Origin of the sequence: Falsiroseomonas sp. HW251 (genome assembly GCF_050563545.1) — a bacterium.
Lineage (GTDB): Bacteria > Pseudomonadota > Alphaproteobacteria > Acetobacterales > Acetobacteraceae > Falsiroseomonas.
Map to the genome: position 1 here is coordinate 180,782 of NZ_JBNXUM010000005.1, position 24,540 is coordinate 205,321.

Below are 24,540 nucleotides of genomic sequence, written 5' to 3' on the forward strand. Positions count from 1 at the left end.
TCAGGCCTCCTCGATCGCGATGCCGCGGGGCAGGGCAGCGATGCGCGTCCCGGCGCAGAGGATCACGTCCACGCCGCGCGGGAAGCGCGCGCGGTTGGCGGCCCAGTCCGCGACGAAGCCGGCGGGTGCGCCGTCCACGCGAAGTCGATGCGCGTCGCGGATGCCGGGGCCGGTCAGGCGCCAGCCTTCGCCTTCGGCCAGCGCCGCGACCTCCAGGATCAGCGTCGCGCCGGCCTGCGGCTCCTCGTCCGTGCCGGGATCGAGCGCCAGCAGCGGCGCCGCGGGATCCAGCACGAAGGCGGCGCCGTCCGCCACCAGCGGGCAGCCGCAATGGAAGCGCACCCAGGCCTCGGCCTCCGCGCCCGCGGCAAGGCGCAGCGGGGTCGCGGCATCCACAAGGGTGAGCAGCACCGCGGCCGCGGCGGGCGACAGGCCCGGCGGGACCTCGGGCGGCGCGACGATGGGCTGCACGCGGCCCGGCCGGCTCATCGCCTCCAGCACGGCCCGGAATCCGGCCTGCGCGTCGAGCACGGGATCGGCGAAGCCGGGAAAGCGCGTGTCCATCAGCGCATCTGCTGCATGGTGAAGAAGTTCACCCGCGTCGCCGCGGCCTTGCGCGCGATCGCCTCGCACCGCGCGGCCTGCGCCTCGGCCAGCGGCGCGATCACTGCGGCCTGCAGCGCGTCGCGGGTGGCGTCGTCCAGCAGCAAGGCATCCACCAGCGCCGCCAGTTCCGCCTGCCGCCCGTCGCGGCCCGCGACATAGGCATGGCCGACGCGCCCGTCGGGCAGGCGCACCGAGCAGCGCGTCACCGTCATCTCGCCGAGGTTGAACGGCGCGCCGTCGCCGCCCGCACGCCCGCGCACCATGACCAGGCCCGTTTCCGGCCCGCGCAGCCGGACATGCGGCGGCGGGGTGGGAATCGCGTCCAGCCTGCCGGCGATCTCGTCGGCGCTGGCGCGGGCCAGGACTGCCATCCAGCGGCGTCGTGGGGGGTTGGGGTGAGAGCTCATATTTGTCTAGACGACTAGTCATTGGCTCGCCTAAGGTCAAGTCGAAACTGCCCTCCAGGCGCGCCGAGGAGCTTGAAGAATTGATGACGGAGACCGCCGCCGCCGTCGCCGGCACGCTCGTGCGCCGCGATGGCGTCGCGCTCTGGCGGCAGATCGGGCAGGCGCTGGAGGCGGAGATCACGGCCGGCGCCCTGCCGCCCGGCACGCGGCTGCCGACCGAGGCGGCGCTCAGCGCCCGCTTCGCCGTCAACCGCCACACCATCCGCCGCGCGATGGAGGAGCTGGAAGCCCGCGGCCTCGTGCGGATCGAGCAGGGCCGCGGGAGCTTCGTCGCCGAGGACGTAGTGGATTACCGCCTCGGCCCGCGCACGCGCTTCTCCGAGAACATCCGCCGCGACAACCGCGCGCCGGAAGGCCGCATCATCCGGGTCGCGGAAGTCGACGCCGACACGACGATCGCCGAGGCGCTGCGCATCCGCCGCGGCCGCCCCGTCATCCTGGTCGAACGCCTGGCGCTTGCGGACGGCCGCCCCGTGGTGCTCGGCACGCACCACTTCCCCGCGCCGCGCTTCGCGAAGCTTCCGGCGCTGCTGGCGGCCGACGCGTCCATCACCTCGGCGATGGCGGCCTGCGGCGTGCCGGACTACCGCCGCCAGCTCACGCGCATCACCGCCCGCCTGCCGACGCCGGAGGAAGCCGACCTGCTGCACCAGGCGCGCAGCCGCCCCGTGCTGGTGACGGAAGCCGTGAACGTGGACCCCGCGGGCGCGGTGGTGGATGTCACATTCGGCCGTTATCCCGCGGGCCGGGTGCAGCTCGTCGTGGAGTCCTGACGCGCATGGAATGGTTGATTGCGGGCGGCCGGGCGCTGCTGGATGACGCGCTGGCGCGGGGCGACTTGGCGCTGGCCGGTGGCTCGATCGCGGAGCGCGCGGCGCCAGAGGCGCGTCGCTTCGACGCCTCCGGCCTCCTGGTGCTGCCGGGTCTGGTGGACATTCATGGCGATGCACATGAGCGGCAGTTCCAGCCGCGGCCCGGCATCGGCGTGCCGGCGGCGCTCGCGATCCGTGACAGCGCGGCCCAGCTGCTCGCCGCCGGAATCACCACGGCCTTCCTCGGCGTCACCCTGTCCTGGGAGCCGGGGCTGCGCGGCATCGAGGCCTGGCGCCGCACGCTCGCCGCCGTCGAGGAGGCGCGCGCGGGGGCGGGCGTCGATCTGCGCATCCATTGCCGCTTCGAGGTGGACAATCTCGATGCGCTGGACGAGCTGGTCGCGGACATCGCCGCGGGGCGCGTGCATCTCCTCGCCTACAACGACCACACCGCGGCGATCGTGCGGAAGCTCGACGATCCAGCGGAGGCCGCCAAATATGCCGGCCGCGCCGGGATGAAGGCCGCCGACTTCGTGGCGCTCGCCCAGCGTGCCTGGTCGCGCCGGCCGGAGGTGCCGGCCGCGCTGGCCCGCCTGGCGCAGGCGGCGCGCGACGCGGGGATCCCGATGTTGAGCCACGACGACGACACGGTCGAACGCCGTCGCGCCTTCCGCGCCCTTGGCGCCGCGATCTGCGAATTCCCGACCGCCGAGGCGGTGGCGGAGCACGCGCGCGCGGCCGGCGAGCATGTCGTGATGGGCGCGCCGAACGTGGTGCGGGGCGGCAGCCATATCGGTTGGGCCTCCGCGGCGCCGCTGGCGGAGCGGGGGCTCGTGACGGTGCTGGCCTCGGACTATGTCTGGCCGGCGATGCCGGAAGCGGCCTTCGTGATGGAGGCGCGTGGCGCGATGACCCTGGGGCAGGCGTGGTCGCTGGTCTCGGCCAACCCGGCGGCGGCCACGGGCCTGGCGGATCGCGGCCGGATCGCCCCGGGGCTGCGCGGCGACATCGTGGTGATGGATGCCGCGCGGCGCGCTCCGGTTGCGACCTTCGCCGCCGGACGCCTGGCCTGGATCTCGCCGGAAGGCGCCTCGCGGCTCGGCTAGGCGCGGCAGAACTCGGCGATCGCCTCGGGTGTGTCGAACATCGCATCCGGCTTGCGCGCGGCGAGCAGGGCGGGGCTGGCGTAGCCCCAGGCGACGGCACCGATCGCCACGCCAGCGTCGCGCGCGGCCTCGATGTCGCGGACCTCGTCGCCGATGAAGAGCGCATCGGCGGGCGCGACGCCAGCCTCGCGCAGCAGGCGCTTCAGCTTGGCCGGCTTGCCGAACAGGCTCGCCTCCAGTGCGCGATGCGCGATCAGCGGAAGCAGTTCGCCGCCCAGCGTGCGCGCGACCTGCGCCTCGCTGTTCGAACTCGCGATCGCGGTGACGATGCCGCGCCGCGCCAGCCGCCGCAGCAGCTCCGGGATGCCCGGAAACAGCGGCGGCGGCGGCGCGCGCAGCACCTCGGCCCGGAGATGCGCAGCGATCGCCGGCACCTTCCAGATCGGCACGCCGAGTTGCTTCAGGATCGCGCCGGTGTCCTGGCCGCGCAGCGCGTCCGCCTTGGCCGGCGTGATGCGGGCCAGGCCGAAGCGATCCGCGGTGCCGTCCAGCGTCGTGAGGAACCAGGGCCAGGAATCGGCCAGCGTCCCGTCGAAATCGAAGATGACCAGGCGCGGCGTCACGCCGGCGGCGCGACCGACAGCCCCTTCACCCCGTGCTTCGCGATCAGCGACGCGACGAGCCCGCTGCGCTTCGCCTCCTCCACGAACTCGGCCAGGAAGGCCTCGGCCGCTGGCCGGCCGCGCGGCGTGCCGATGGCCTGCTGCACCGTCATGAAGGCGCCGGGCAGGATGCGCGCCCCCGGCAGCTTCTCCGCTTCCTCGATCAGCTTGGGGCGGAGGCCGGCCAGCGCCTCGGTCCGCTGCTCCGTGAACAGCGTGAAGGAGCCGTCCAGGCTCGGCGCGCGCAGCAGCGTCGCCTGGCGGATGTTGCGCTCGAGCCAGAGGTCGTAGGCCGCGCGCGCGGCGACGGCGATGCGGATGCCGGGCCTGTCCACCTCATCGATCGCCGCAATGGGCGAGCCCGGCGGCACGAGGTAGGTCGCCTCGATCTCCGCATAGGCAGCGGTGAAGGCGATCTTCTCGGCCCGCTGCGGCTCGGCGCCGATCAGCCCGATGTCCCAGGCCCCGGAGCCCGCATCGTCGGCGAGTTCGCCGGGCCGGGGGTAGGGGACGTAGTGCACGGGCACGCCGAGCCTGTCGGCGAGGGCGCGCGCCAGGTCCGGCGAGACGCCGGCGGGCCCGCCATCCCGCGTGCGCGACGAGACGAGCAGGAAGTTGCTCATGTTGATCCCGGCGCGCAGGACCCCGGTGGGCGCGAGCTCGGCGACGATATCGGGCGACATGCGGGCCATTCCGTCGTGGGGGACGGGACCCTAGCCGCGGATCTCGAGGGGGAAAATGGCTCCGGCGGTTGGAGCCGTATTACTGTCCTCGGCCGTTCCGGGCCTGCCTAGTGTCTCCTTTCGTATCAGCGGGCTACGCCCCGTCCCTCAAGTTGTCGTCCCGCCCTGTTTCCAGTTGCGTTGCACCAGCCCACAAATTATTTGTGGGTCGGTTCGTGGGCCGGGTCGCCGACTCGGGCTGAACGAGGGGCACATGCCGAAGCACATCCACAATGCTCTCACGCCGGTGGAGGCCCGGTCCCTCGCATCGAGGAAGCCGGGACGATACGCAGACGGCGGCGGGCTCTACTTGCACGTGACCGGGCCAGGCCAGGCCAAGTGGTCGCTGCGCTACATGCTGCACGGGAAGGCCCGAGAGATGGGGCTGGGCGCCGCCTACCGGCCAGGTGCTGAAGGCAAACCGCCGATCGCGATTGTCAGCCTGGCGGACGCACGCCTCGCCGCGAAGGCGGCCCGAGTGAAGATAGAGACCGGGGTTGATCCACTCGCGGAGCGCGCCGCAGAGGAAAATGCTCGCCGGGTTGCCGACGAGGCTAGGAAGGCGGCCGCGCTCGCTGCAAGCCCGGCACGCACCTTCAGGTCGGCCTTCGAGGGGTGGCTTGAAGCGCACGGGCCGGCGATGCGAACAGAACGGCAGCGGGTCCAGGCGAAGCAACTCATGGCCCGCCACGTGTTCCCGAGTATCGGAAACAAGCCAGTCAATGCCGTCACGACCGCGGACATGATGGAGGTGCTGCAGCCAATCTGGCGGACCAAGCCGGAGACCGCCCTTCGCGCCCGCATCCGGTGCGAGGCTGTGTTCGCGTGGGCGATTGCGCATGGGTGGCGAGAGGGGAGGAACCCTGCGGTGTGGTCTCACAACCTCAAGCCGCTCCTCGGCGAGCAGGGGGAAGCCGCGAACGTGAAGCATCGCAACTCGCTCAGATGGTCGGAACTGCCGACGTTCATGCGTCGCCTTGAGTCGGAGAATTGCGTGTCCGCGCTCGCAATGCGCTGGACGGTGGCGACAGCCGCGCGAACCATCGAGACGATCGGCGCGATGTGGGATGAGGTCCACTTGGATGCGCCCGGCGGGCCGGTATGGGTTGTGCCGGCGTGGCGCATGAAGGAAGGAAGCGAACACCGGGTGCCGCTGAACTCCGTCGCGTTGTCCGTGCTGGAGGAGGCCAGGAAGATACGGGGCACGCTGGGCAACCCGGTCTTCCTATTTCCGGGTGCCGCCGGTTCTCGCGGTGGGCGCTTGCTGGGGGGGCGCCTGCAGGCCATCCCTGGCGGGATGTCCAACATGGCCATGCTCGGCCTGCTCCGCCGCATGGGGGCGTCCGTAGACGCGACCACTCATGGGTTTCGGGCCACATTCAAGACGTGGTGCCAAGAGACGAGGGCTGCCCCTGACGCGGTTGTCGAGAAAGCCCTGGCGCACGCCGTGGGCGATGAGGTGGTGCGTGCCTACGGCCGCAGCGACTTCTTCGACATGCGGCGCATCTTGATGCAGCGGTGGGCGGAATTTCTGACGTCGGCGCCGGCCACCGTGACCGACCTCGACGAGGAGCGGGCCAAGCGCGCCGTTGCCCGCTGAGATGGTCTATCCCGATGATGCGGATCGGCTGCAGTTGGCACGAGACGCCGATGGCCAGGGTGTCCTCGACGAAATTGCCGACGCGGCCAGGCGCCTCGCGGGGCGGCAGCTCAAGCGGCGCCTTGAGCCGATGGATGCCGCGCTTCGGCACCGCTTCGACATGTTGGTGCTGGACGCCGAGGACCATCTGCGCGGCATCCCGGTCGCGCCGCCGCGCCAAGAGAAGCTGCGGGCGTCGTGGAAGACGGGCGTGGCCAGGGCGCGCAGGCTTTCCAACAGGCCGAGTAGCTGGCGGAAGGAGCTGCTGACGCTCGCGGTCGAGATGGAGGAGCTTCCCGCCGACGAATGGACCCTTGAGCGGGCGCTGCAAGTCGAGGCGGCACCGGCAATCCTCGCTTTCGGCTTCCTTGGCCGCGGGTTCCGCGTCGTCCGGGCGGGCGTGGCGCCGCCACAGCAAGTGCTCGTCCACGCCCTGCGCCGACATGCAGATCAGCTCGTCGGCGCGCCTGGTCGCCCTCATGCCGTCGATGGCAATTTCGACGTCGCGGTGCTGCTGTTGCTCCGAGCCTTTGGTCTGGTCACCGGCGAGACCGGCCTCAAATTGCTCGCGCACGGCCTTTCCGTGCCGGCCGACGCAGAGGCTGCCAGTGTGCAGGTGGACGCTGGGCCGCGGGTCGAGTTCGTGCGCGCCGCCGTCGCGGCGCTGGCGCCAGACGTAGCCGAACTAATGGGTGGCCAGGCTATCGGAAGCGCCGTGCGCCGGCTGCGAAGGCTCGATACCAACGAGAACAGGGCGGCGTCGAGACAACACCGGCGATAACTCCTTGGTCGGCGCGGACTGCTCCCGGCGTTTATTCAATTGGAGGCGTTACTCGCGGCCGCTTAGTGGGCCTGCTGTCCCGGCGCATCCCGCGCCGGCTTCGTGGACAGCAGCATGACCCACACGACCCTGGCGCCTGAGATGGTGCCGCTCCCGCGCGCCCCCGCAGTTTTCGGCATCAGCCGCTCGGGCCTCTACCGACTGGCAGCGGACGGCCGCATCCGTATGGTGAAGATCGCGTCGCGGACGATGGTCGATGCGGCCAGCGTGCGCGCGTTCCTCGCGACCCTGCCGGAGTTCAAGCCTGTCGGCGGCAAGACCTGATGCGCCCCGCCCTTCGTCGCTGGCTCGCCGCCCTCCGCGACCTCGCCATCTTCGCGATGGTGTTCGTCGTCCTCCTGCTCATCCTCAAGAATTAGAACGGCCCGGCCGGCGGGGACGCCAGCACGGGCCGCAAGGCGGAGACTTCGACACCCGCCTCATAGCACGTCGTAGCGCGTCCTCGCCAGCGCCGGCTTCGTGCGAGGCCGATCCATGTCCCACGACCACCGCCGGCCCGTCTTCGGCCGCATCGGCACCTTCCGCGCCCGCCTCTCCTACGGCGGCTGGGCGGAGCGCATCGTATCCCTCTGGGCGCTGGGCCGCGGCCTCACCGTCGTGCCGCTGTCGGCGGTGCCCGCCGATGACGCCTGCGGCCCGCGGATATCGACGCCGGACGGCGTCCACGTCGCGCCTGACCTGCTGATGCTTGGCCTCGGCGGCAGCCACTTCGTCGAGGTGAAACGCAAGTCCGCGCCGACGGCCCACCGCATCAGCGGCACCATCTGCACCGGCATCGAGCGCCGGGATCTCGACCGCTACCTCGCCGTCGCGAAGGCGACAAAGACGCCGGTGGACCTCATGCTGGTCCACGACACCGGCGGCGCCGAACTTCTCGGCGGGGACGTCGAGCGCCTCGCCTCCCTCATCCATCACGAAGCCGGCGGGATGGTGTTCTGGGACGTCGACGAACTCGACGTCCTCGCCGAGGCCGACGAGATGGACGAGCTGCGGGCCGCCATGGCGGGCAGCAGGGCGTGACGCGCCCCCTCATGGGCGACGCCTTCATCGGCCTCCGTCATCGACCGCTGTGGTGCGCGTGGCGGGCGGAGAGCGTCGAGAAGAACGGCCAGCGGCGCATCCAGAAGATCCCCTACATGACGCCGGACGTGCGGGCGAAGACCAACTCGCCCGGCCGCTGGCTGTGGCGGGAGCGCGCCGACGACCTGGTCGCCTGCTTCGAGGCCCAGGGCTTCAAGACCGGCATCGGCATCCGCCTCGGTCAGCGCGAGACCGACGGACATATGCTCGCCGCCATCGACCTGGATGCCTGCCGCGACCCGGATACCGGCGTCATCGAGCCGTGGGCGCAGGCGCTCTTGGACCGCTTCCCCGGCGCCTACTGCGAGACGTCGCCGAGCGGGACGGGGCTTCACTTGCTGTTCCTGCTGACCGACGCCGACGTGTCGGCCATGCAGGCCGTCATCCCGATCAAGAAGACCGGGAAGAAGTGGCGGCGTGAGGCGATGGCGGGCGAAAAGGCGCCCGCCATCGAGCTGATGATCGGGAGCTACATCACCGTCACCGGCGCCCACGTCCTGCCGTCGCCGATGCGGATCGCGCCGGTCGCCCGCGACGCGCTGCTGTGGCTGGTGACCGTCGGCTGGCGGGAATTCCTGGGCGATCAGGCCATGCAGCCGCCGGCGGTCATGAAGGCGCCGATGCCCGCGTCCGCGGCGGCGACCGCGCCCTCGCGCATGACGACGCCGAGCAAGTCGTCGGCGCAGGGGCGGAGGCCGCCCGCGGAGCCTGGAACGGCCCAGCGCATGATCCGGTGGGTGAACTCGTGGCTCGCCCGCCTCGCCGTCGAACTTGACGACGCCGAGTTCCAGGTCTTCGCCGCACTCTCCGCCTACGGCCGCGCAACGCGGCCGGGATGGAGGCGCTCCGTCGTCCCGCGAGAGCGCCTATGCGAGCTGCCGGGCGCCGATCGCGGCAGCTACCGCGGCGCCGGCACGATCTGGGCGGCCGAGCAGCGGCTCGTCGAGAAAAAGCTGCTGGCGAAGGCGAAGAACTACGAGCCGCCGATGTTCGGCAGGCCGGGGCGCGTGACGGAATTCGACGTCGTCGCGCTCATGCCGCCGGATGTCGATGCGAGTGGCCCGAGGCCCGACGTAGGGCGGATGCTCGCCGACGCCTGGATAGGAATGGTGTGGCGCGGGCTGCCGCCGTTCGCCCTTCGGGTCATCTGCTGGCTGCTGGCGACCCGCGTCCAGCACGACGTCTTCACCCTGAGCGTCGGCGAGACCGCGAAGACGTTCAGGGTGACGGAGGAGCGGGCGAGCCGCGCGCTCGATGCCCTTGCCGCCAGCCCCTACCTTGAAGTCCTCGAACCGCCCGATGCTGCCCGGCGGCGGCCCGGACGCTACCGCCTCGGTTCGATCTTCGACGAGGCGTCTATCCCTACTACTCCACCAACCACCCACCACCCACCCTGGTAGTAGAGGCGTTCCATAACCGGGGTAGTGACCGCTCTATAATCGGGGTAGTCGCCTCGCACGAATACGGCTGGTGCAGCCAGAACGACTCCTCGTCCGCCTGCGCCGGCACGTCGGCGCCGATGACGACGCCGTCGCTGAACGCCGCAGAACGCATGGCGATCCGCCCACCTCGCAAGCGGTGACGCACGACAAAACACGTCGCACCGCGTTGCACGCTCGCCGCATGAGTCGTGATTGGGTTACTGGACGCCGTCCGCGAGCCCGTCGAGGGGCTCGAAAGGGCGATGGCACCGGGCAAATCGCGCTCGCCTCGCGGGCCGAGGAACCGGACGGTCAGGGCGTCCTAACCAGGGCCGCCCCCGTCCCGAGGCGCCCGCAGCCTACGTTGGGCTTGGAGTTCGTCCACTATCTCTTTGCATACGAAGAACATCGTTCCGACGATGAGCAGCGTGCATCCGGTCGTATGCACAACTGGCTCCACCCCGGCGAAGCCTAAAACTACCCCCAACAGCCCGAACACCATGAGCATGATCCCAAAGACGTCCATAGCTAGATCCCCTACAATTGCAGCGAGCCTGATTTAAGCGCATCGCGCAACGAGAATGAAACATGGTGCGTCCATTTGCGACTCTTGTGGGAGTGGCTTTCCGGCAGTTGTTCCGTTCCAGCACCTAGTGCAGCATCGTCGCCATGGAGTCGTTCGCCGTCGAGTTCGACCTCGGCGCCCCCATCATCATGGACCGCGGCATCAACCTCGCCGGCCTGCTCGCCCGCCTCATCTACGACGGCGGCGACGACGACCCGCTGCCGAAGGTGCCGCTGCGGGTGATCGACGGCATCTTCGCCGGCTCGGACCTCTTCGTCGCCGGGCCCGCCTTGGAATTCGGCGTCCCCTTCGTCAGGTCGCTGCGGCCCACCTCGATGCCGCACGCCCTTGCCCTGCACGACCGCCGCGGGAAGCCGATGGACAAGATCACCCTCCGCGACGAGCGGAAGAACCTGCTCGATCATAGACGGGCTACCAGCGCGCCGTTGGTCGTCGCCTTCGGGACTGGCCGGATCAACGACGTCGAGCAGCTCCTCGCCGGCATCCAGCACATCGGCGCCAAGCGGGCGGGCGGCCACGGCGCGGTGACGGCCGTGCGGGTGACGGCCATCGACCACCCTCATGCCGGCCTCGCGGATCGCGCCGGCGCCCCGATGCGGGCGGTGCCGGTCGAGACCTGGCGCAGTATGAACCTGCCGCCCGCGCCCATCCGCAACCTCGTCGCGCGCCTGCCGCGGTGGGAGGCGTCGCCCGAGCCCTGCGTCGGGCCGCGTGAGTGGACGATCGAGATGGACGCGCTCGACAGGGAGCTGACGCCGTGACCGCGGCCGAGGTTGTCGCCATCCGCGTGGCGCCCTTCTGGATGAGCCCCGAGCGGTTCACAGGCAGCGCCGTCGCCGACGCCACGGCGATGATGAGTCAGCGGTATCGGAAGGCTGACGGCGCCTCGCTGACGCAGTTCAACACCGGCGGGCTGCTGGTGCGCGACGGCGAGGTCATCGCGCTGACCGAGTGCCAGCCGCGGGAGAAGCCGCCGGGCCTCCGCCTGGCGTCCACCTCGAAGTCCCGCGCCGCCATCATCGACGACATCCGCGCCAAGGGACCGCCGACCCTCGCCGTCCTCTTCGCGAAGGGCGCGTTCGATCTGCGCGCCTGGGTGTGCAGCACGCCCGACGAGGTCGTCCTGAACGGGGTCGCCGGCCCGGAGGAGTTCGCCGCCATGGAGGACGTGGTGATGTTGCGCGACCTTCCCGGCAGCCCGCGGGACTGGCGCTGGATGACGAACCGCTACACCGAGGCCGAGGCAGATTTCTCGAAGGCCCCCACCCTGCACGCCGAGGCCGATAAGTTCGCCGCGAAGGTCGGGGTGCCTCGCGACCGCGTCCTCGACGTGGCGCATCGGTTGCGGCACGCCTCCGGCCTTACCTTCGACCTGGCAGCCCCATCAGCATGACGCCCCACATCATCGCCCGCGACGTGCTGCTGGAGCTGTCGCCCGACGCCGACCGATACGGGGTCCACGCCGCCCTGGACGCCCGGTGGGGGCGCCGCGGCGAGGTGGGCTATCTCTGGTCCATCGGCCGCATCGCCGGCGGCCGTGCGGCCCGCGCGCGCCTGCCACCGGATCACCCTGACGGCGCTGCCGGCCTGCCCGTAATGGCGCCGGTCGAGGGCGAGCGGTTCGGCTTCCGGCTGGCGTCGAACATCACCCAGAAGGACAGCGCGACCGGGAAGCGCCGGTCCTGGGCGCGGGACGACGTCGCGCCGCGCCTGCGGTGGTTCGAACGCCGTGCCGCCGAGCATGGGTTCCGCGTGGAGCAGGTGCAGGCCGAGGTGGCCCGCTGCTTCATCCGCAAGGGCCGCGGCTTCTGGATCGACGAGACGATCTTCACCGGCATCCTCGTCGTCACCAACGAGCAGGCGTTCGCCGCGGCCCTCGCCGGCGGCGTCGGCCAGCGCGGCGCCTTCGGCTTTGGCCTGCTGGAAACCTTTGACCCCTCGACCCTGACGGAGGCGACGTGATCACCCTGCTGCTCGACGGCACCATCACCGCGGTCAGCCCGATCGCCATCGTCCTCCCCGGTAGCGAGGACAAGCGCACGCCGGCCGGCGCGCCGCGGAAGCGGATGCTGCGGAACGGCGTGATGGAGGAGACGGTCTACGTGCCGCCGTCGAGCCTCCGCGGGCGCCTACGCCACCTCCTGACCGGCGAGGTCATGCGCCTGCAGCACGCCGCTGATGGCCGCGTCTTCACGCCCGAGGACTACATCGACACCGCATTGGGCGGCGTGAAGGACCGCAAGGCCGAGGGCGCCGACGAGCGGCTGGTTGACCTGGCGGCGATCCGCGAGCTGCGCGAGAGGAACCCCATCATATCGATGTTCGGCTCGATGGTGTCGCGCGTCGCGAGCCGGCTGATGATCGGCGACATGACGCCCGTGGACCCCGTGGCGCCGGTCGCGACGGGCCGCTCCGTGCGCGCCAGCCCGTTCGTGCGGAACCCCGCGGTCGTCGGACTGCTCGACCCCGCGCGGTTCCATGAGTTCGCCCGCCTCAACGCCCTGCGCACGGAGGCCAACCGCAACGAGGACCAGGCGGAGCAGCTCAAGCGACGGGCCGCCGGCGCAAAGCGCGCCGGCGCGCCCGTTGCCGACATCGGCGCCATGGAGGCCGAAGCGAAGGCGCTGGCGGAGAAGGCGAAGGCCGGGTTCGAGCAGGCGGGCGGCGCGGTGAACATCCAGCAGCTCCTGGATGGCTACGACGTCATCCCCGAGGGCACGGTGATGACGCAGCGGATGCGCCTGGTGGACGGCACTGAGACCGAGCTGGCGATGCTGCTGCTCGCGCTTCATCTCCTCGCCCAGCGGCCGCTCATCGGCGGGCATACGGCCCACGGCTGCGGCGAGGTCATAGGGAGCTGGACTATGCGCTTAGTCGAGCGCGGCGAGCTTCGGGAGGCTGGGACGGCGCGCATCGAGCCCTACGCCGGCCTGGTCATCGACGACGCCGATCCCCTCGTCGTCGGCGCGTTGTCGCGCGCCCTCGCCTTCGGCAGCGAGGTTCTCCGGTATGATTTTCGGGGCGCGTGAGCCGGATTGTCCTTGTTGCTCAACCGCTTCCATGCTCATCAGGTCGAGCCGCCCCGGCTGCGGGGGCGGACTGCAGGTCCGCGATGCCCCAGCACAGCGCGGGGATGGTCGAGCCGCCCCGGCTGCGGGGGCGGACTGCAGGTTCACCGGGCGGTCTACCCACGCCTCGGCGGTCGAGCCGCCCTGGCTGCGGGGGCGGACTGCAGGGGCGGCAACACGATGATCGACACCCCGCTGGGTCGAGCCGCCCCGGCTGCGGGGGCGGACTGCAGGAAGACCGGGGCGAAGACCATCACCAGTAGGGTCGAGCCGCCCCGGCTGCGGGGGCGGACTGCAGGCAGGCCAGGCACTTCAGCGGCGAATGGATGGGGCGAGCCGCCCCGGCTGCGGGGGCGGACCTCAGGAGCTACTCGGGCCGTTGCAGCCGAGCGTCTGGCCCAGCCGTCCCGAAATCGGGGACGGACAACAGGATCACCATCACTCGGACGAAGGTCATCGACGGCACAGCCGTCCCGGTCTTCGGGGCGGTTGCGCGGCCGGCCCCCGGCGGCGCCGTTGGTCAAGCCGCCCCGACTACGGGGGCGGATCGCAGGAACAGCGCGGCCGACATCGCGTGGGAAGGCCGCCGAGCCGCCCCCGGCTGCGGGGGCGGACTACAGGTAGCAGAACAGCCACCCGGTCGGCGCTGTCGGTCAAGCCGCCCAGGCTACCGGGGCGGACCACAGGTGGGAAATGGCGTGGGCCAACTACCAGGCAGGTCGAGCCGCCCCGGCTTCGGGGGCGGACTGCAGGGTCGCGAACCAGTTCGCGCGGGTCCGGCGTTGAGCAGCCGCCTCAGCCGGGGGGCGGACCAATGGATGAAGTTGCCGACATAGGTCTCGTTGGTGAACGGCCGCCCCGAACCTGGTGGCGGATCTATCTGTTTCGAGTGCGGGCGGATGTGGCACCTTCGCGACATGGACCAGCAGGCCGACTCCGCCACCTTGTCGAGTTTCAACGCCCTCGCGCGCGCCGCCGGCCTCCAAGCCCGCCCCTACCAGTCAGACCTCGCCGGTATCGTCTCAGAGTCGTTGAACGCAGGCGCGCCATGCGCCCTGGCAATCCAGGCTGCTACGGGCCTCGGCAAGACCTGGGCGCTGGCCTTCCCGGCGCTCGTGGAGGCTGCGAAGCGCCGCCGGGTGGTCTGGTCCACCCACACGCTGTTGCTGCGCGCGCAGGTCATCGAGACGCTGCGCCAGGCCCATGCGGCGGCGGGCGGGTCCGCGGCGGGGCTGCCCGCGATCGCCGAACGACGCGGGCGCGCCGACTACGTCTCCGCCAGCCGCACGCTGCGCCTGCGCCACGCCCTCGCCGAGCAGCGCGAGGCCGCCGAGACCATCGGATTGCTCGACGCGCTGTCGAAGTGGCCCGGCAGCATCGCCGAATTCGTCGCCGACTTCGGCGACCTGCCCGTCCCGCAGAGCCTCATCTGCCTCACCGCCGCCTGCCCGGCGGAGGAGCAGGCCGCCTTCGTCGCCCAACGAGACGCCGCGGCCCAGGCCGGCATCGTCGTGCAGACCCACGCGCTGACGCTGCTGGAGGCGCGCTACCGACGCCTCGCCGCCGACGTCGTGATCTTTGACGAGGCCGACACGCTGCCCTCCGTCGCGGCCGGTGCCTTGGAGGTTTGTCTCCCGCTCGATGACATCGAGGCCCAGGCGGAGGAGGCCGGGGTGGACGTCTCGGCGCCGATGGCGGCGCTGCGTGCTCGCGTGACGGACGAGACGATCGTCTGGCGCGACGGGCCGATGGCGGCGGCCGCGAACGCAATCGCGACGGCCCTTCGACAGGCCGCGCGGGATGCGGATGCCGATCACGGCGAAGCCCTTCGCGACCTCGCCGACGACATCCACCAGTTCGCCGCGGAACACGGCCCGCGCGCCGGCGCCGCCCTGGTGGACGACAAGGCCGCCGGGCCCGCGCTGACCGTCACCTCGGTGGACGCCGCGGGCTGGCTCGGCGGCGCGTTGAAGGACCGCCAGGTGGTGCTGGTGTCCGCGACCCTCGGCCGGCACGACGACGAGCTGGACGAGGTGAAGACCGCCTGCCGCCGCCTAGGCTTCTTCGCGGTCGAGCCGCTGACGATGTCGCCGCCGCGCTTCGGCGATATGAGCTTCCGCCTCGCGAGCCGCGCCATGCCGATGCCGTTCATCGAGGGCGGGGAGCCCAACCCAAGCTTCTTCGACGGCGCGGCGCACATCGTGAAAGAGGCCGCCGGCGCCGGCCGGACGCTCGTCCTGGCGGCCAGCTACGGCGACGTCGAGGAACTCGCCCGCCGCCTCGGGGGTGACGCGCTGCTGCATCGGCGCGGCGAGCGGCTCCGCCCCCTCATCGAGCAGTTCAAGGCGTCGGCGAACGCGGTGCTGGTCACGCCGGCCGCCTGGGCGGGCCTCGACCTGCCGGGGTTGGTGCAGAACGTCGTCATCCTGCGCTTGCCCCTCGGGCGCCCCGATCCGCTCCGCGAGGCGATCCTCGCCTCCGCCCTCCGGCGCCGCGGCATGGCTGACGCCGATGCCCGCAACATCCTCGCCTCCGAGGCCCGCGGCGACGCCATGCGTCGCCTCACGCAGGGCATGGGCCGCGGCATCCGCCGGCCGGAAGACCGCTGCACGATTTGGATTGCCGACCCGCGCTTCCCCCTGCCGGCCAGCATGATCATCAGCGGCCTGCGCCGCGGCCTCACCCAGGGGCCGGCGGAAGGCTGGAAGGACTTCGCGAAGGCGATACCCCTGCGGTTCCGCCTGCCGGCCGGCCGCAGCGCCTACGACCGCGCGCGCCTCATCGACCCCGTCTTGATGCCCGCGGAGTAGGACGGCATGGCGATCCTGCTGCGGGTCGATGACCCGACGGCGAGCCGCTTCAACCTCGCCGACGCCGACGCCCACGACGGCGAGCGCGTGACCTTCACCGGCATGGACGGCATCGCCTACGGCCGCGCGACGATCCAGGCCGTCGCACCCCACGTCGCCGAACTCGTCGATCGCGAACCGCTGGACGAGCAGGACCGATACCGCATCCGAAGCGGCGCGGCCCTGGAAGCCCGCGCCATCCGCGTGCGCGAGACGGAGCAGCGGCCCGAGCAGGCCGCCTTCCGGCAGCGCGTCGGCGAAGCCTGGGGCTGGCGCTGCGCCATCACCGGCGAGGACGTCCCGGAGGTCTTAGAGGCCGCGCACCTGCCCGGCGCGTCGTGGCGGACGGGCGACAACGAGGCGACCGACGGGGTCCTACTCCGCGCCGACCTCCACCGCCTGTTCGACGCCGGCCTGCTGCAGATTGAGGACGGCAAGGTCCGTGTCACGGCGGGCAGCTACGCGGCCCTCGATGGCGTCCGGCTTCGCGCGGGTGCCGAAAAGGGAGGACGCTTCAGGTGACCGCTCTGAAAGCTCCGCCACGGTCGCCCGTGCCGGCGGAAGCCCGAGGGAAAGCGCGTCGCTGGATGCTTTCCCTCCCTCACGCTGACGATTTCGAGCGAGCTTGCAATTCGGCCGTCAACTTGGTCGATGCGGGCGCGATTACTCACAAGAAGGGCCGCGGCTGGGAGCGCGCCGCCGCGAGGGCCCGGCAGGCGCTTGCCGCCTGGGGCGAACCGGCCGCGGCGCGCCCTGGGCACATGGTCTGGCAACGCTTCGCACTCGTAGACAAGGTTGCGCGGGCGATGGTGGACAACGTGTTCGACCCAGCATTGCTCGATCAACGCGCCGTATGTCTGTTCCACCTTAGCATCGATGAGCGCGGGATGCGGATGCACCAAAGTTTTGTGTCAGCATCAGAACATATGGTCGGAAGGTGGTTCGAACGCCTTCGCCGATCGGATCTGGAGGGCGACCTCATCTCCGCAATGAATGAAGTGCTTCGTCTCCCAGCTGACACCCTTCGGGAGAAGGCGGAAAGGGAAGAAGTAGTTTATGTCCCTGTTGATGAAGCGGTGTTCGTGGGGGATCTAAAGCTATTGGGATTGGCGCCGAACGCGATCGCTATACCGCATGTTTTCTGCCGAACGGTGCTGGCGCGCGAAGCTATTTCGGAGGCAGTTGAAGTAGAAATACAGAAGCTTCTCGAAATCCAGGAAGTCTAGGAGTGGCGTCGCCCTGCACGGCGCCGAGCTTGGACTCGTCGAACCACCATACTGCTCTCGAACGCGCCGCCACGTCTCCACGGCCGTCGCGGCGTTGGGCTTGCGGCCGCGCACGTCGAGCAGGCCCGCGCCCGCGAAGTGAGCGGCGGCTAGTTCCCAATCCAAGTCACCCGCAGCGAGCAGCGTCTCGACCTCGCGCCGGTTATGGATCATCCATTGGCCGAGGTCGGAAAGCAGCCACTCCTCTTCGAGGGCCTGGCGGAACCGCTCATAGAGGCGATCCACCGCGTCAGCCCGCCGCGAACATGGCGCGCAGGTCGCGGCGGTCGCCGATCGGGATCACCGCCACGAACAGCACGTCGCCCGCGCTGCCGGCGACGACCCGTGCCCCCACGCGACGCAGGTCGGCAATGGCGCCATCCAGGTGCTTCGCGAGCGCCGCGCGGTCGTCCGCGTCCAACATCGCCGCGGTGTCGGCGACATCCTGCATGAGGTCAGCGAAGGTGTGCCAGGCGTCCTGAGTGGCCTCGCGCTCCAGGTCATCGGCGCCGATGACCTGATGGACGGCGGCCTGCGCGGCCATCTGGACGAGCGCCTCGCCCGTGGCGCGGCGCATCGGCGGCAGTTCGCCCGGCCCTTCACCCCAGGGCATGGCCCGGCTCCCATGTGCCGTGGCGAAGGGGGCGGCGTTCCCGCCGGGGTGCCGTCATGCTGCCCGGCGCCCATGCCTCGATCTGGCGCGCCACCGACAGGGCGGCGTCTCGCCGCGGCAGTTCGCTTTGCAGCGCCAGGCGGAACCAGGCGGCAGGTGCTGGCCGGGCGAGCCGGTTCAGTTCCACGGCCGTCGGCGGCAGGCCGGCGAGCCATTGCGGCCAGGCCGCCGGCGGCAGCAGCACCGGCATCCGCGGGAGCATCGTCGCGATATCACCGCCGGCGTCCGTCGTGACGATCGCGAAGGCGGCGCCGCCGGCCTGCTGCTGCCAGAGGGCCGCCATGGCGAGAGTTGTCGAGGCGGCGAGTGTGACCGCGACGCGCGTGCGCCGGCGGCCCTGCTGCACGAAGCCCGAGACCGGCACGATGCAAGGAAACATGCGTGCGGCCCCGCGGGCCGCGTATTCGTCCGCACGCACCAGGCGGCATCGCCGCCCTTCGACCCGCAGGCCCCATCGCATCGCTGTTGCGACGGGGTCGCCGCTATCCGGGTCGCGAGCTACGACGAAGCAGTCCTCGCCCGGCGCCCGGTGGTAGGGCGGTGCCCCGAGCGTCGTCACGTCACCCGGCAGCGCGCCGTCGAGCATGGGAGCCTCCCTTCCGGGGCGTTACGCGACGCTCCCCGGTGTTGGCCCCCTTGGTGGTCCGCGTCTTGGCCGGCGGACGCGGTGCCGCATCCCGCTGCTGCTGCGCCCCGTCGTTCTCTTCCGGCCCGCGCGGCGGCGCGCGCAGCGATCGGCGCAGAGCCTCCATGAGGTCGATGACGTTGCTTTCCGAGGGCCCTGGCGCCGGCCGATGCACCGGCGCCTCGCCCTCCATCTTCGCCGCGACGAGGTCCCGCACAGCCTCCTTGTAGCGGTCGTGGAACTCGGCGGGATCGAACGGGCCCTTGGCCTGCGTGATGATCTGCTTGGCGATGTCCACCATGCACCGGTCGATCTTCACCTCCGCGATGTTGTCGAACGCCTCCGCCTCCGACCGCACCTCGTCCTGGCTGTGGAGCGTGCTGAGAAGCATCCCTTTGCCGCGCGGCTCGATGGCGACGATCCGCTCGCGGTTGCTCATGACGAGCCTGCCGAGCGCAACCTGGTTCTCCCCCGCCATCGCCTCGCGGATCACCGCGTAGGGGTCCTGGGCCGGCTTGCCGTCGGGCACCAGGTAGTAAGGCTCGTCCCAGTAGAGGCGGTCGATGCTGCGGCCATCGACGAACCGCTCAATGTCGATGACCTTCGTGCTTTCGAGCTTCAGCTTCCGGAGTTCGTCGTCCTCGACGACGATGTAGCGGTCGCGCTCGACCTGGTAGCCGCGCACCAAGTCCTTGCGCTCGACGACGCCGTCACCGGGGTCCTTCCACGCCTGCTTCACGCGGTTCAGCGTCTGCTTGTGGAGGAGGTTGAAGTGGACCGCCTCGCCCTCGCCGACGGCCTTGAACAGGCGCACCGGACAGGTGACGAGCGAAAGCCGCAGATGCCCCTCCCAGGTCGGTCGTGCTGCCATGTCTTCCCGTTGGGTAATCGCGGAAGGAAAACGGGCGGATTGAACAGGCAGTTTCTGCGGCCGAACGGGCCTGCTGCTCGCCCACTGCGCCTCTCATCTCGTCTTCGCTTGCGGGCATATCTGCTTGAGCTTCCGCAGTTCCAAGGTTCTTACCCTGATCTAGCGGTCAATTCGGCGCCGGATCTGTGGATATGTGGATCCACGACCGGATCGCGACGGCGTCCCTCGCACTCGGGGCCGCGCCTCGCTGTGGAAACTCGCGCTGCGGATGGCGCATCGGAAGCCCAGCATGATGCGGGCACCGAACCTCACAAATGCGGGACAGCACGACCGCGTCGCGGACGTTGCCGCGCGGGCGCAACGGCGCCGGCGCTCGACCGTCGTGACGTCTAGGCTGCCAGCCGGCACCGATCGTTGACGGCCGCCAGGAGGTCCTGCGGATTGAACGGTTTGAGGAAGCAGCACTCGCAAAGCCCATCGCGAAAGCGCGCGACGTTCCGGTCGTCCCCTGTCATCATCACGACGACGACAACGCCCGGCCAGCGCCTGTGCGCCTCCTCCGCCAGCGCCACGCCATCCATCCCGCAGCCGAGGTTCACGTCGGTGACGATGACCGGGGGAGGTCCCTGTTGCTCGACGGCATCGAGCCCTTCCTCGGCACTGCCCACGGACGCCACATCCAGCCCTGCCTCCGCCAACTCCTCATGCAATACCTCGCGGACGAGTGCCTCGTCCTCCACTAGCAGGACATCCATGCGGCCGAGCCCTTCCCTCATCCCGGCCGCTTGAGCCTGGCCGCGTTGCGAACAGCAACAGGAAGCTCAGGTCTTGCCCTCCGTTCGTTGCCCCGTGGGCGCCGACCGCGACGTCAACCTTCGGTTCGCGGCTTCGTGACCGAGAGACGCGCATGAAGGGCGCCGTCGTGAAAGGCCCCGTCAGGTGTCCGTCGCGCCCGCGGCCAAGACGCGCGAGACCGGCACGGTCATGACGCAGACCAGCCCCTCGGCCTCCCACACGCGCTTCACGCGGCCGCCGAGCTGGGTCCTCACCGTCGCCTCGATCACCCGCGACCCAAAGCCCTGCCGCTTCGGCGCGCCGGCCAGGCGGGGGCCGCCGCTCTCACGCCAGATGATCGTGAGGCTGTCGGCGCTGCTGTCCACCCGCCAGGTGACCCACACCCGGCCCTCCGGCACCGACAGGGCGCCATACTTGGCCGCGTTCGTCGCCAGCTCGTGGACCGCCATCGACAGCGCCTGCACCGCGTCGGGCAGCAGCGCGAGGTCGGGGCCTTCGACTGTCACCCGTTTCTGCGCCTCGGTCGCGACGCCGTCCGGCTGGAAGGTTGCCAGCTCGACCTCGACCAGCTCGCGCAGCGCGGCGCTCTCCCACTGGCCCGCGGCAAGGATCGTGTGCGCCCGCGCCAGGGCTGCGACGCGGCCCTCGATCGCCTGCGCGTAGGCTTCCGCGTCGTCCTTGCGGGTGAGGCGCAGGGCGGCTTGCACGACGGCCAGCGCGTTCTTCGCGCGGTGGCCCACCTCGCGCATCAGCAGCGCCTGCCGTTCCTCGGCGGCCTTTCGATCCGTGATGTCCACGTTCACGCCGAACATGCGGCCGGGCCCGCCGTCGGGCCTTGTCAGGCGACGGCCCCTGCCGGTCATCCAGCGCATCTCGCGGGTGCCGTCCGGCCTGCGCCGCCATACCCGGAAGTCGGCTTCGAACTCGCCGGACGCGAAGGCAGCCGCGCCGGCCGCCTCGACCAGCGCGCGGTCCTCGGGATGGACGACCTCGTCGAGGAACCGCGCGTAGTCCATCGGGCCGTCGGCCGCGCGGTCCAACCCGAACAGCGCATACTGCTCGTCCGACCAATCCACCTCGCCGGTGTCGGGGTCCAATACAAAGGTGCCCGTCCGCGCCGCCTGCTGGGCGATCCGCAGCTTCGTCTCGTTGTCGCGCAGCGCGGCCGTCCGTTCCTCGACCCGGCGCTCGAGGCCGGCGTTCAGCGCGGTGAGGGCGCGCTGTTTTCGCTGCAGGAGCAGGGCGAGGACGACCAGGCAGGCCCAGGCTGGCAGGCCGACGGCAAGTTGCAACAGGAACGTCTCCCGCCAGCGCGCAACGATCACCGGCGTCGGCCGCGCCACAGTCGCGTAGAGAGGCAACTCCCCCACGCGCCGGAACGCGATCAGGCGGGCCTCGCCTGCGCGCTGGTCGGGCGGCAGGCCGACCGTCTGACCCATGAAGGTGCCGGCAACCTCGCCGGCCCGGGCCGCGTCGCGCAGCTTGCTCGCCGCCGGGATCTGCGGCGGTGGGAACGGCATCCCGTTGCTTCGCGCCAGGACCGCCCCGTCGGCGCGGACAAGGGACGCGCTGTCGTTCTGCGGTCCGGCGATGGCGGCGAGGCCGGCGGAGAGGCTGTTCGGGTCCACCGACACGTTGACCAGCCCGTCATAGGCGCCGGTCGGCAACCCGTTGCCCGTCTCGGCGCGCCGGCGGCTGACGCCGAAGAAGACGTTGTTGTCGAGCCGGCCAGTCGTAACGGCGCTGATGTGCGGATCCGGCGCGTCGGGCTCGCGGAGGCCGACGACCCATTCGCGGTCGGGGAAGCGCGTGCCGCGCGGCACCGGGTATATGTTCCCGGTGAGCAGGACGTCGGCCTCGCGGTCGAGCACGACGACCGTATTGACCCCCGGCAGCGAGGGCAGGAGCTGGCGCAGCTCGCGGTGCAGGTCGCCCTCGCGCACGCGGACCTCTTCGTCGGATAGGCCGCGCAGGACGTGGTTGGTGAGGTCCGCGGCGAGCAAATGGATGTCGAGAACGCGCCGCGCGTATTCAGCCGCGGCCTCGGCGCCGCGCGCGAGTTCGCGCTCCGCCGAGTTCCAGGTGTCGCGCCAAGAAAGCCAGGCGAAGACGGCCAGCACGAGCAGGGGGACGGTGAGCGCGGCGAGGACCAGAGCGCCGAGGCGTCTCGGCTCACCGGTCCCCATCGGCATACCGCGCGCCGGGGCGAGGCGCGCTTGCGCTTGCCGCAAGCCGGAATGGATGTTCATGGCCCCCCCAAGGCGGACGGGATGCCTTGAATGGAACGCATCGATCCACCTTCCACCGCTGAAATCAAGTTTTCTCGGCGATGTAGCTCGCGCGGTCGCAACGACGTGCGCTTCGAGCGGGGACGGATGGGAATGGGACCGGCAATGAATTCTTGGGACCCTGGATCAGGAGACCCCCCACCCCCGCGGTTTGATGCGTGCGGGGGGTGGGGGCAGCGCCGCGCCAGCATCGTCCGCTGGCAGGGCCTGCGCGTCACGGTCGGCGACGGCTCATTCCTGGAGGCACATGAACCAGGCCGAGGACCACCTTGCGCAGGCTGAACGCCACGTCCGCGACGGCGAGGCGCGCGTCGCGCGTCAGGCTGCCCTGATCGAGGAACTAGATCGCGACCACCACGCCGACGCGGTGGCGCAGGCCAGGGTGGTCCTCCGGGCGTTGGAGAGGAGCCTTGAACTGATGCGCGAGCATCTGGACATGGACGCCCTACAACGCCTCACCCTGGCGGTGGCTCGACAGGATGTCGTCGGTGCCGCCCATGGTCCTCAGCCCGCCTGGCCCGCGTGCTGGCGCCGGTTCGTAGCGCGGCTCCGCTCCGTTCCGCTTGCCCTATCGCCGGAAGAGGAGTCACGGTCCCGGCGCGCGCCGCGCCGGCGGCGCCGTGGGAGGAAGGAGCATGGATCACCTCACCCGCCGCACGGCGCTGGCCGCCGGCTTGGTCGTGCTGGCTGCGCGCGGGGCCGCGGCGCAGGCGCCGCCGGTTGCCGAGCAGCGACTTCGGGAGCGCAACATCGCCCTGCCGCGCATCACGCCGGTTCCTGGCATCAACAACGTCTTCGCGGTGCGAAGCGGCAACCTGGTCTTCCTCTCCGGCCTGGGCCCACGCCGTTTCGAGGGAGGCTTTGAGACCGGAAAGGTCGGCCGCGACGTCACCGTCGAGCAAGCCTATCAGCACGCCCGCCTGACCGGCCTCGGACTGCTGGCGGTGCTGCGCGATTTCCTCGGCGGCCTCGACAGCGTCACGCGGGTCGTAAAGGTGTTCGGCATGGTGAACGCGGTGCCGGAGTTCACCGAGCATCCTCGCGTTATCAACGGCTGCTCCGACCTGTTCGTTGAGGTGTTCGGCGACGAACGGGGCCGGCACGCCCGCACCGGCGTCGGCATGGCCTCGCTGCCTTTCGGCATCACCGTCGAGATTGAGGCGATCTTCGAGGTGGCGTGAGAACTCGCGGCAGGTCTCGCCGAGGTGGGGGTAACCGGCCGTGCCTGGGAAGCTGAAGGCCAGCCTGCCGCCCGACCAGCTGAACCGCGTCGGGTTCAGGCTCTACGAGGCGTTCAGGCCGGAGGTCCCGGAGGGCGCGAAGGGCGAGCTGCACCTCGACCGCATCCGCCAGGCAACGCTCTGAGGGGCCACGGCCAGCCCCGGCGATGCTATCGTTGTCATCATGAACGAGTCGAAACTCATCCCAGCGCGGGACGCCGCGATCTGCTGGTTCTGCGACGGCGAGCGGCGGGGCGGCGCCTTCGCCGTCGTTGAAGTGCATGTCTTCCACAAGCGCGACATCCGCTCGGGCGGCGCAGCGAACGCCATATGGCGGAGGCCCGCAGCCATGACGCACGGCTGCGTCTTCTCGGACTGGATGAACGGGATGCCCACTATGACCCCGGAGTGGATCTTCTCCGAGCTGATGATCTTCCACGGCTTCGCGGACAGCAGGGTGGCTGAGAAGGCCGTCGCCGAGTTCGCGAAGATCGACACCTGCGCCTGGGCCCGCGCCATGGTCCCGCGTGACCTGCCAGAACGGCCGCAGCTGCATTGGCGGTGGGCACCGCCGGGGTAGGCGCGACGGCGGCGTGCGGCGGCCTTCCGGCGCATAACGGCCTATGTGTCGCTGCCGTCCTCGACGACTACGATCTGGCCGTCCAGCGGCGGCTCGCGGCAGGTGGCGCACCAAAGCTCCCGCCGCAGGCCGATGTGGTTCAGGCGGGCGTCCGCGCCGACAAGCGCGACCAGCTCGTGGCGTCGGAAGGTCCGGGTCCCGCAGAAGCAGCGGAACGCCAGGCCCTCGTCGCGGGCGAGGTCGGCAACGGTGAACGTGATCGGCGGGTTCATGCTGACATCCGGCGGCCCGGTGGCGCTCGCAGGATCTGCACGGGCGCCGCCGTTTGTGGGCGCTTTTGAGGGCTCGCCGTCAGCGCCCCTTT

At 70.8% G+C, this 24,540-nt stretch carries 27 protein-coding genes; 17 read left to right on the forward strand and 10 right to left on the reverse strand.

The genetic code is table 11. The annotated features are described in order from the left end of the window. Together phnH and phnG are read right to left on the reverse strand one after the other, a co-directional pair. Complete coding sequence (gene phnH / locus ACLF3M_RS07835) at nt 1–564, reverse strand: phosphonate C-P lyase system protein PhnH (RefSeq protein ID WP_430656333.1); 564 nt, start codon at nt 562–564, stop codon at nt 1–3. Further along, the gene (phnG, locus tag ACLF3M_RS07840; RefSeq protein ID WP_430656334.1) at nt 564–1,013 is read right to left on the reverse strand and encodes a phosphonate C-P lyase system protein PhnG; all 450 of its coding nucleotides are present in this window, start codon (nt 1,011–1,013) and stop codon (nt 564–566) included. Before phnG ends, phnH begins: the two co-directional genes overlap by 1 nt. 83 nt (nt 1,014–1,096) lie before the next feature. Here phnG and phnF point away from each other — a divergent pair, with 83 nt between their 5' ends. Then, entirely contained in the window at nt 1,097–1,846 is a 750-nt protein-coding gene (gene phnF / locus ACLF3M_RS07845; RefSeq protein WP_430656335.1) for a phosphonate metabolism transcriptional regulator PhnF, read from the forward strand. Nucleotides 1,847–1,851: 5 nt separating this feature from the next. Next, a complete protein-coding gene (locus ACLF3M_RS07850) occupies nt 1,852–2,991 on the forward strand; it encodes an alpha-D-ribose 1-methylphosphonate 5-triphosphate diphosphatase (protein ID WP_430656336.1) in 1,140 nt (379 codons plus the stop codon). On the opposite strand, the gene ACLF3M_RS07855 is transcribed toward ACLF3M_RS07850, so the two are convergent. Further along, entirely contained in the window at nt 2,988–3,614 is a 627-nt protein-coding gene (locus ACLF3M_RS07855; RefSeq protein ID WP_430656337.1) for an HAD hydrolase-like protein, read from the reverse strand. The genes ACLF3M_RS07850 and ACLF3M_RS07855 overlap by 4 nt on opposite strands. Next, the gene (locus tag ACLF3M_RS07860; protein ID WP_430656338.1) at nt 3,611–4,336 is read right to left on the reverse strand and encodes a transporter substrate-binding domain-containing protein; all 726 of its coding nucleotides are present in this window, start codon (nt 4,334–4,336) and stop codon (nt 3,611–3,613) included. Before ACLF3M_RS07860 ends, ACLF3M_RS07855 begins: the two co-directional genes overlap by 4 nt. Before the next feature lie 253 nt (nt 4,337–4,589). Between ACLF3M_RS07860 and ACLF3M_RS07865 the strand changes: the two genes are divergently transcribed. From ACLF3M_RS07865 to ACLF3M_RS07920, 12 genes are all read left to right on the forward strand, one after another. Continuing rightward, nucleotides 4,590–5,975 carry a tyrosine-type recombinase/integrase gene (locus ACLF3M_RS07865; protein ID WP_430656339.1) on the forward strand — a complete coding sequence of 462 codons (1,386 nt, stop codon included), beginning with the start codon at nt 4,590–4,592 and terminating at the stop codon, nt 5,973–5,975. Nucleotide 5,976: 1 nt separating this feature from the next. Next, the gene (locus tag ACLF3M_RS07870; protein ID WP_430656340.1) at nt 5,977–6,795 is read left to right on the forward strand and encodes a hypothetical protein; all 819 of its coding nucleotides are present in this window, start codon (nt 5,977–5,979) and stop codon (nt 6,793–6,795) included. A gap of 114 nt (nt 6,796–6,909) precedes the next feature. After that, a complete protein-coding gene (locus ACLF3M_RS07875; RefSeq protein ID WP_430656341.1) occupies nt 6,910–7,119 on the forward strand; it encodes a helix-turn-helix domain-containing protein in 210 nt (69 codons plus the stop codon). A 210-nt stretch (nt 7,120–7,329) separates the two neighbouring features. Then, on the forward strand, nt 7,330–7,875 hold the full coding sequence (locus tag ACLF3M_RS07880; protein ID WP_430656342.1) for a hypothetical protein: 546 nt from the start codon (nt 7,330–7,332) through the stop codon (nt 7,873–7,875). 11 nt (nt 7,876–7,886) lie between these two features. Beyond that, the gene (locus tag ACLF3M_RS07885) at nt 7,887–9,335 is read left to right on the forward strand and encodes a hypothetical protein (protein ID WP_430656343.1); all 1,449 of its coding nucleotides are present in this window, start codon (nt 7,887–7,889) and stop codon (nt 9,333–9,335) included. 690 nt (nt 9,336–10,025) lie between these two features. After that, nucleotides 10,026–10,703, forward strand: a complete 678-nt coding sequence (locus tag ACLF3M_RS07890; protein WP_430656344.1) for a hypothetical protein — start codon at nt 10,026–10,028, stop codon at nt 10,701–10,703. Continuing rightward, nucleotides 10,700–11,335 (forward strand): hypothetical protein, encoded by a 636-nt coding sequence (locus ACLF3M_RS07895; RefSeq protein ID WP_430656345.1) that lies wholly within the window; start codon nt 10,700–10,702, stop codon nt 11,333–11,335. The genes ACLF3M_RS07890 and ACLF3M_RS07895 overlap by 4 nt, the downstream gene beginning before the upstream one ends. Further along, a complete protein-coding gene (locus ACLF3M_RS07900; RefSeq protein WP_430656346.1) occupies nt 11,332–11,904 on the forward strand; it encodes a type I-E CRISPR-associated protein Cas6/Cse3/CasE in 573 nt (190 codons plus the stop codon). The genes ACLF3M_RS07895 and ACLF3M_RS07900 overlap by 4 nt, the downstream gene beginning before the upstream one ends. Further along, nucleotides 11,901–12,971: a hypothetical protein gene (locus tag ACLF3M_RS07905; RefSeq protein ID WP_430656347.1), complete on the forward strand. Its 1,071-nt coding sequence runs from the start codon at nt 11,901–11,903 to the stop codon at nt 12,969–12,971. The genes ACLF3M_RS07900 and ACLF3M_RS07905 overlap by 4 nt, the downstream gene beginning before the upstream one ends. 956 nt (nt 12,972–13,927) lie before the next feature. Continuing rightward, the gene (locus ACLF3M_RS07910) at nt 13,928–15,820 is read left to right on the forward strand and encodes a helicase C-terminal domain-containing protein (protein ID WP_430656348.1); all 1,893 of its coding nucleotides are present in this window, start codon (nt 13,928–13,930) and stop codon (nt 15,818–15,820) included. 6 nt (nt 15,821–15,826) lie between these two features. Continuing rightward, nucleotides 15,827–16,381 carry an HNH endonuclease gene (locus ACLF3M_RS07915; RefSeq protein ID WP_430656349.1) on the forward strand — a complete coding sequence of 185 codons (555 nt, stop codon included), beginning with the start codon at nt 15,827–15,829 and terminating at the stop codon, nt 16,379–16,381. Beyond that, on the forward strand, nt 16,378–17,085 hold the full coding sequence (locus ACLF3M_RS07920; protein WP_430656350.1) for a hypothetical protein: 708 nt from the start codon (nt 16,378–16,380) through the stop codon (nt 17,083–17,085). Before ACLF3M_RS07915 ends, ACLF3M_RS07920 begins: the two co-directional genes overlap by 4 nt. A gap of 289 nt (nt 17,086–17,374) precedes the next feature. Here ACLF3M_RS07920 and ACLF3M_RS07925 read toward each other — a convergent pair whose 3' ends face one another. From ACLF3M_RS07925 to ACLF3M_RS07945, 5 genes are all read right to left on the reverse strand, one after another. After that, entirely contained in the window at nt 17,375–17,737 is a 363-nt protein-coding gene (locus tag ACLF3M_RS07925) for a hypothetical protein (RefSeq protein ID WP_430656351.1), read from the reverse strand. Next, a complete protein-coding gene (locus ACLF3M_RS07930) occupies nt 17,724–18,383 on the reverse strand; it encodes an SOS response-associated peptidase family protein (RefSeq protein WP_430656352.1) in 660 nt (219 codons plus the stop codon). Before ACLF3M_RS07930 ends, ACLF3M_RS07925 begins: the two co-directional genes overlap by 14 nt. Next, entirely contained in the window at nt 18,358–19,293 is a 936-nt protein-coding gene (locus ACLF3M_RS07935) for a Ku protein (RefSeq protein ID WP_430656353.1), read from the reverse strand. The genes ACLF3M_RS07930 and ACLF3M_RS07935 overlap by 26 nt, the downstream gene beginning before the upstream one ends. 389 nt (nt 19,294–19,682) lie before the next feature. Continuing rightward, nucleotides 19,683–20,048 carry a response regulator gene (locus ACLF3M_RS07940; RefSeq protein ID WP_430656354.1) on the reverse strand — a complete coding sequence of 122 codons (366 nt, stop codon included), beginning with the start codon at nt 20,046–20,048 and terminating at the stop codon, nt 19,683–19,685. A 180-nt stretch (nt 20,049–20,228) separates the two neighbouring features. After that, nucleotides 20,229–22,280 carry an HWE histidine kinase domain-containing protein gene (locus tag ACLF3M_RS07945; RefSeq protein ID WP_430656355.1) on the reverse strand — a complete coding sequence of 684 codons (2,052 nt, stop codon included), beginning with the start codon at nt 22,278–22,280 and terminating at the stop codon, nt 20,229–20,231. A gap of 776 nt (nt 22,281–23,056) precedes the next feature. Between ACLF3M_RS07945 and ACLF3M_RS07950 the strand changes: the two genes are divergently transcribed. The 3 genes from ACLF3M_RS07950 to ACLF3M_RS07960 are packed head-to-tail and all read left to right on the forward strand — an operon-like array spanning nt 23,057 to nt 24,176. After that, nucleotides 23,057–23,557, forward strand: a complete 501-nt coding sequence (locus tag ACLF3M_RS07950) for a RidA family protein (RefSeq protein ID WP_430656456.1) — start codon at nt 23,057–23,059, stop codon at nt 23,555–23,557. Between the two features lie 40 nt (nt 23,558–23,597). Next, nucleotides 23,598–23,741 (forward strand): hypothetical protein, encoded by a 144-nt coding sequence (locus tag ACLF3M_RS07955; protein ID WP_430656356.1) that lies wholly within the window; start codon nt 23,598–23,600, stop codon nt 23,739–23,741. A gap of 39 nt (nt 23,742–23,780) precedes the next feature. Further along, a complete protein-coding gene (locus ACLF3M_RS07960; protein ID WP_430656357.1) occupies nt 23,781–24,176 on the forward strand; it encodes a hypothetical protein in 396 nt (131 codons plus the stop codon). A 41-nt stretch (nt 24,177–24,217) separates the two neighbouring features. On the opposite strand, the gene ACLF3M_RS07965 is transcribed toward ACLF3M_RS07960, so the two are convergent. Further along, a complete protein-coding gene (locus ACLF3M_RS07965) occupies nt 24,218–24,448 on the reverse strand; it encodes a hypothetical protein (RefSeq protein WP_430656358.1) in 231 nt (76 codons plus the stop codon). Between the last annotated feature and the right edge of the window lie 92 nt (nt 24,449–24,540).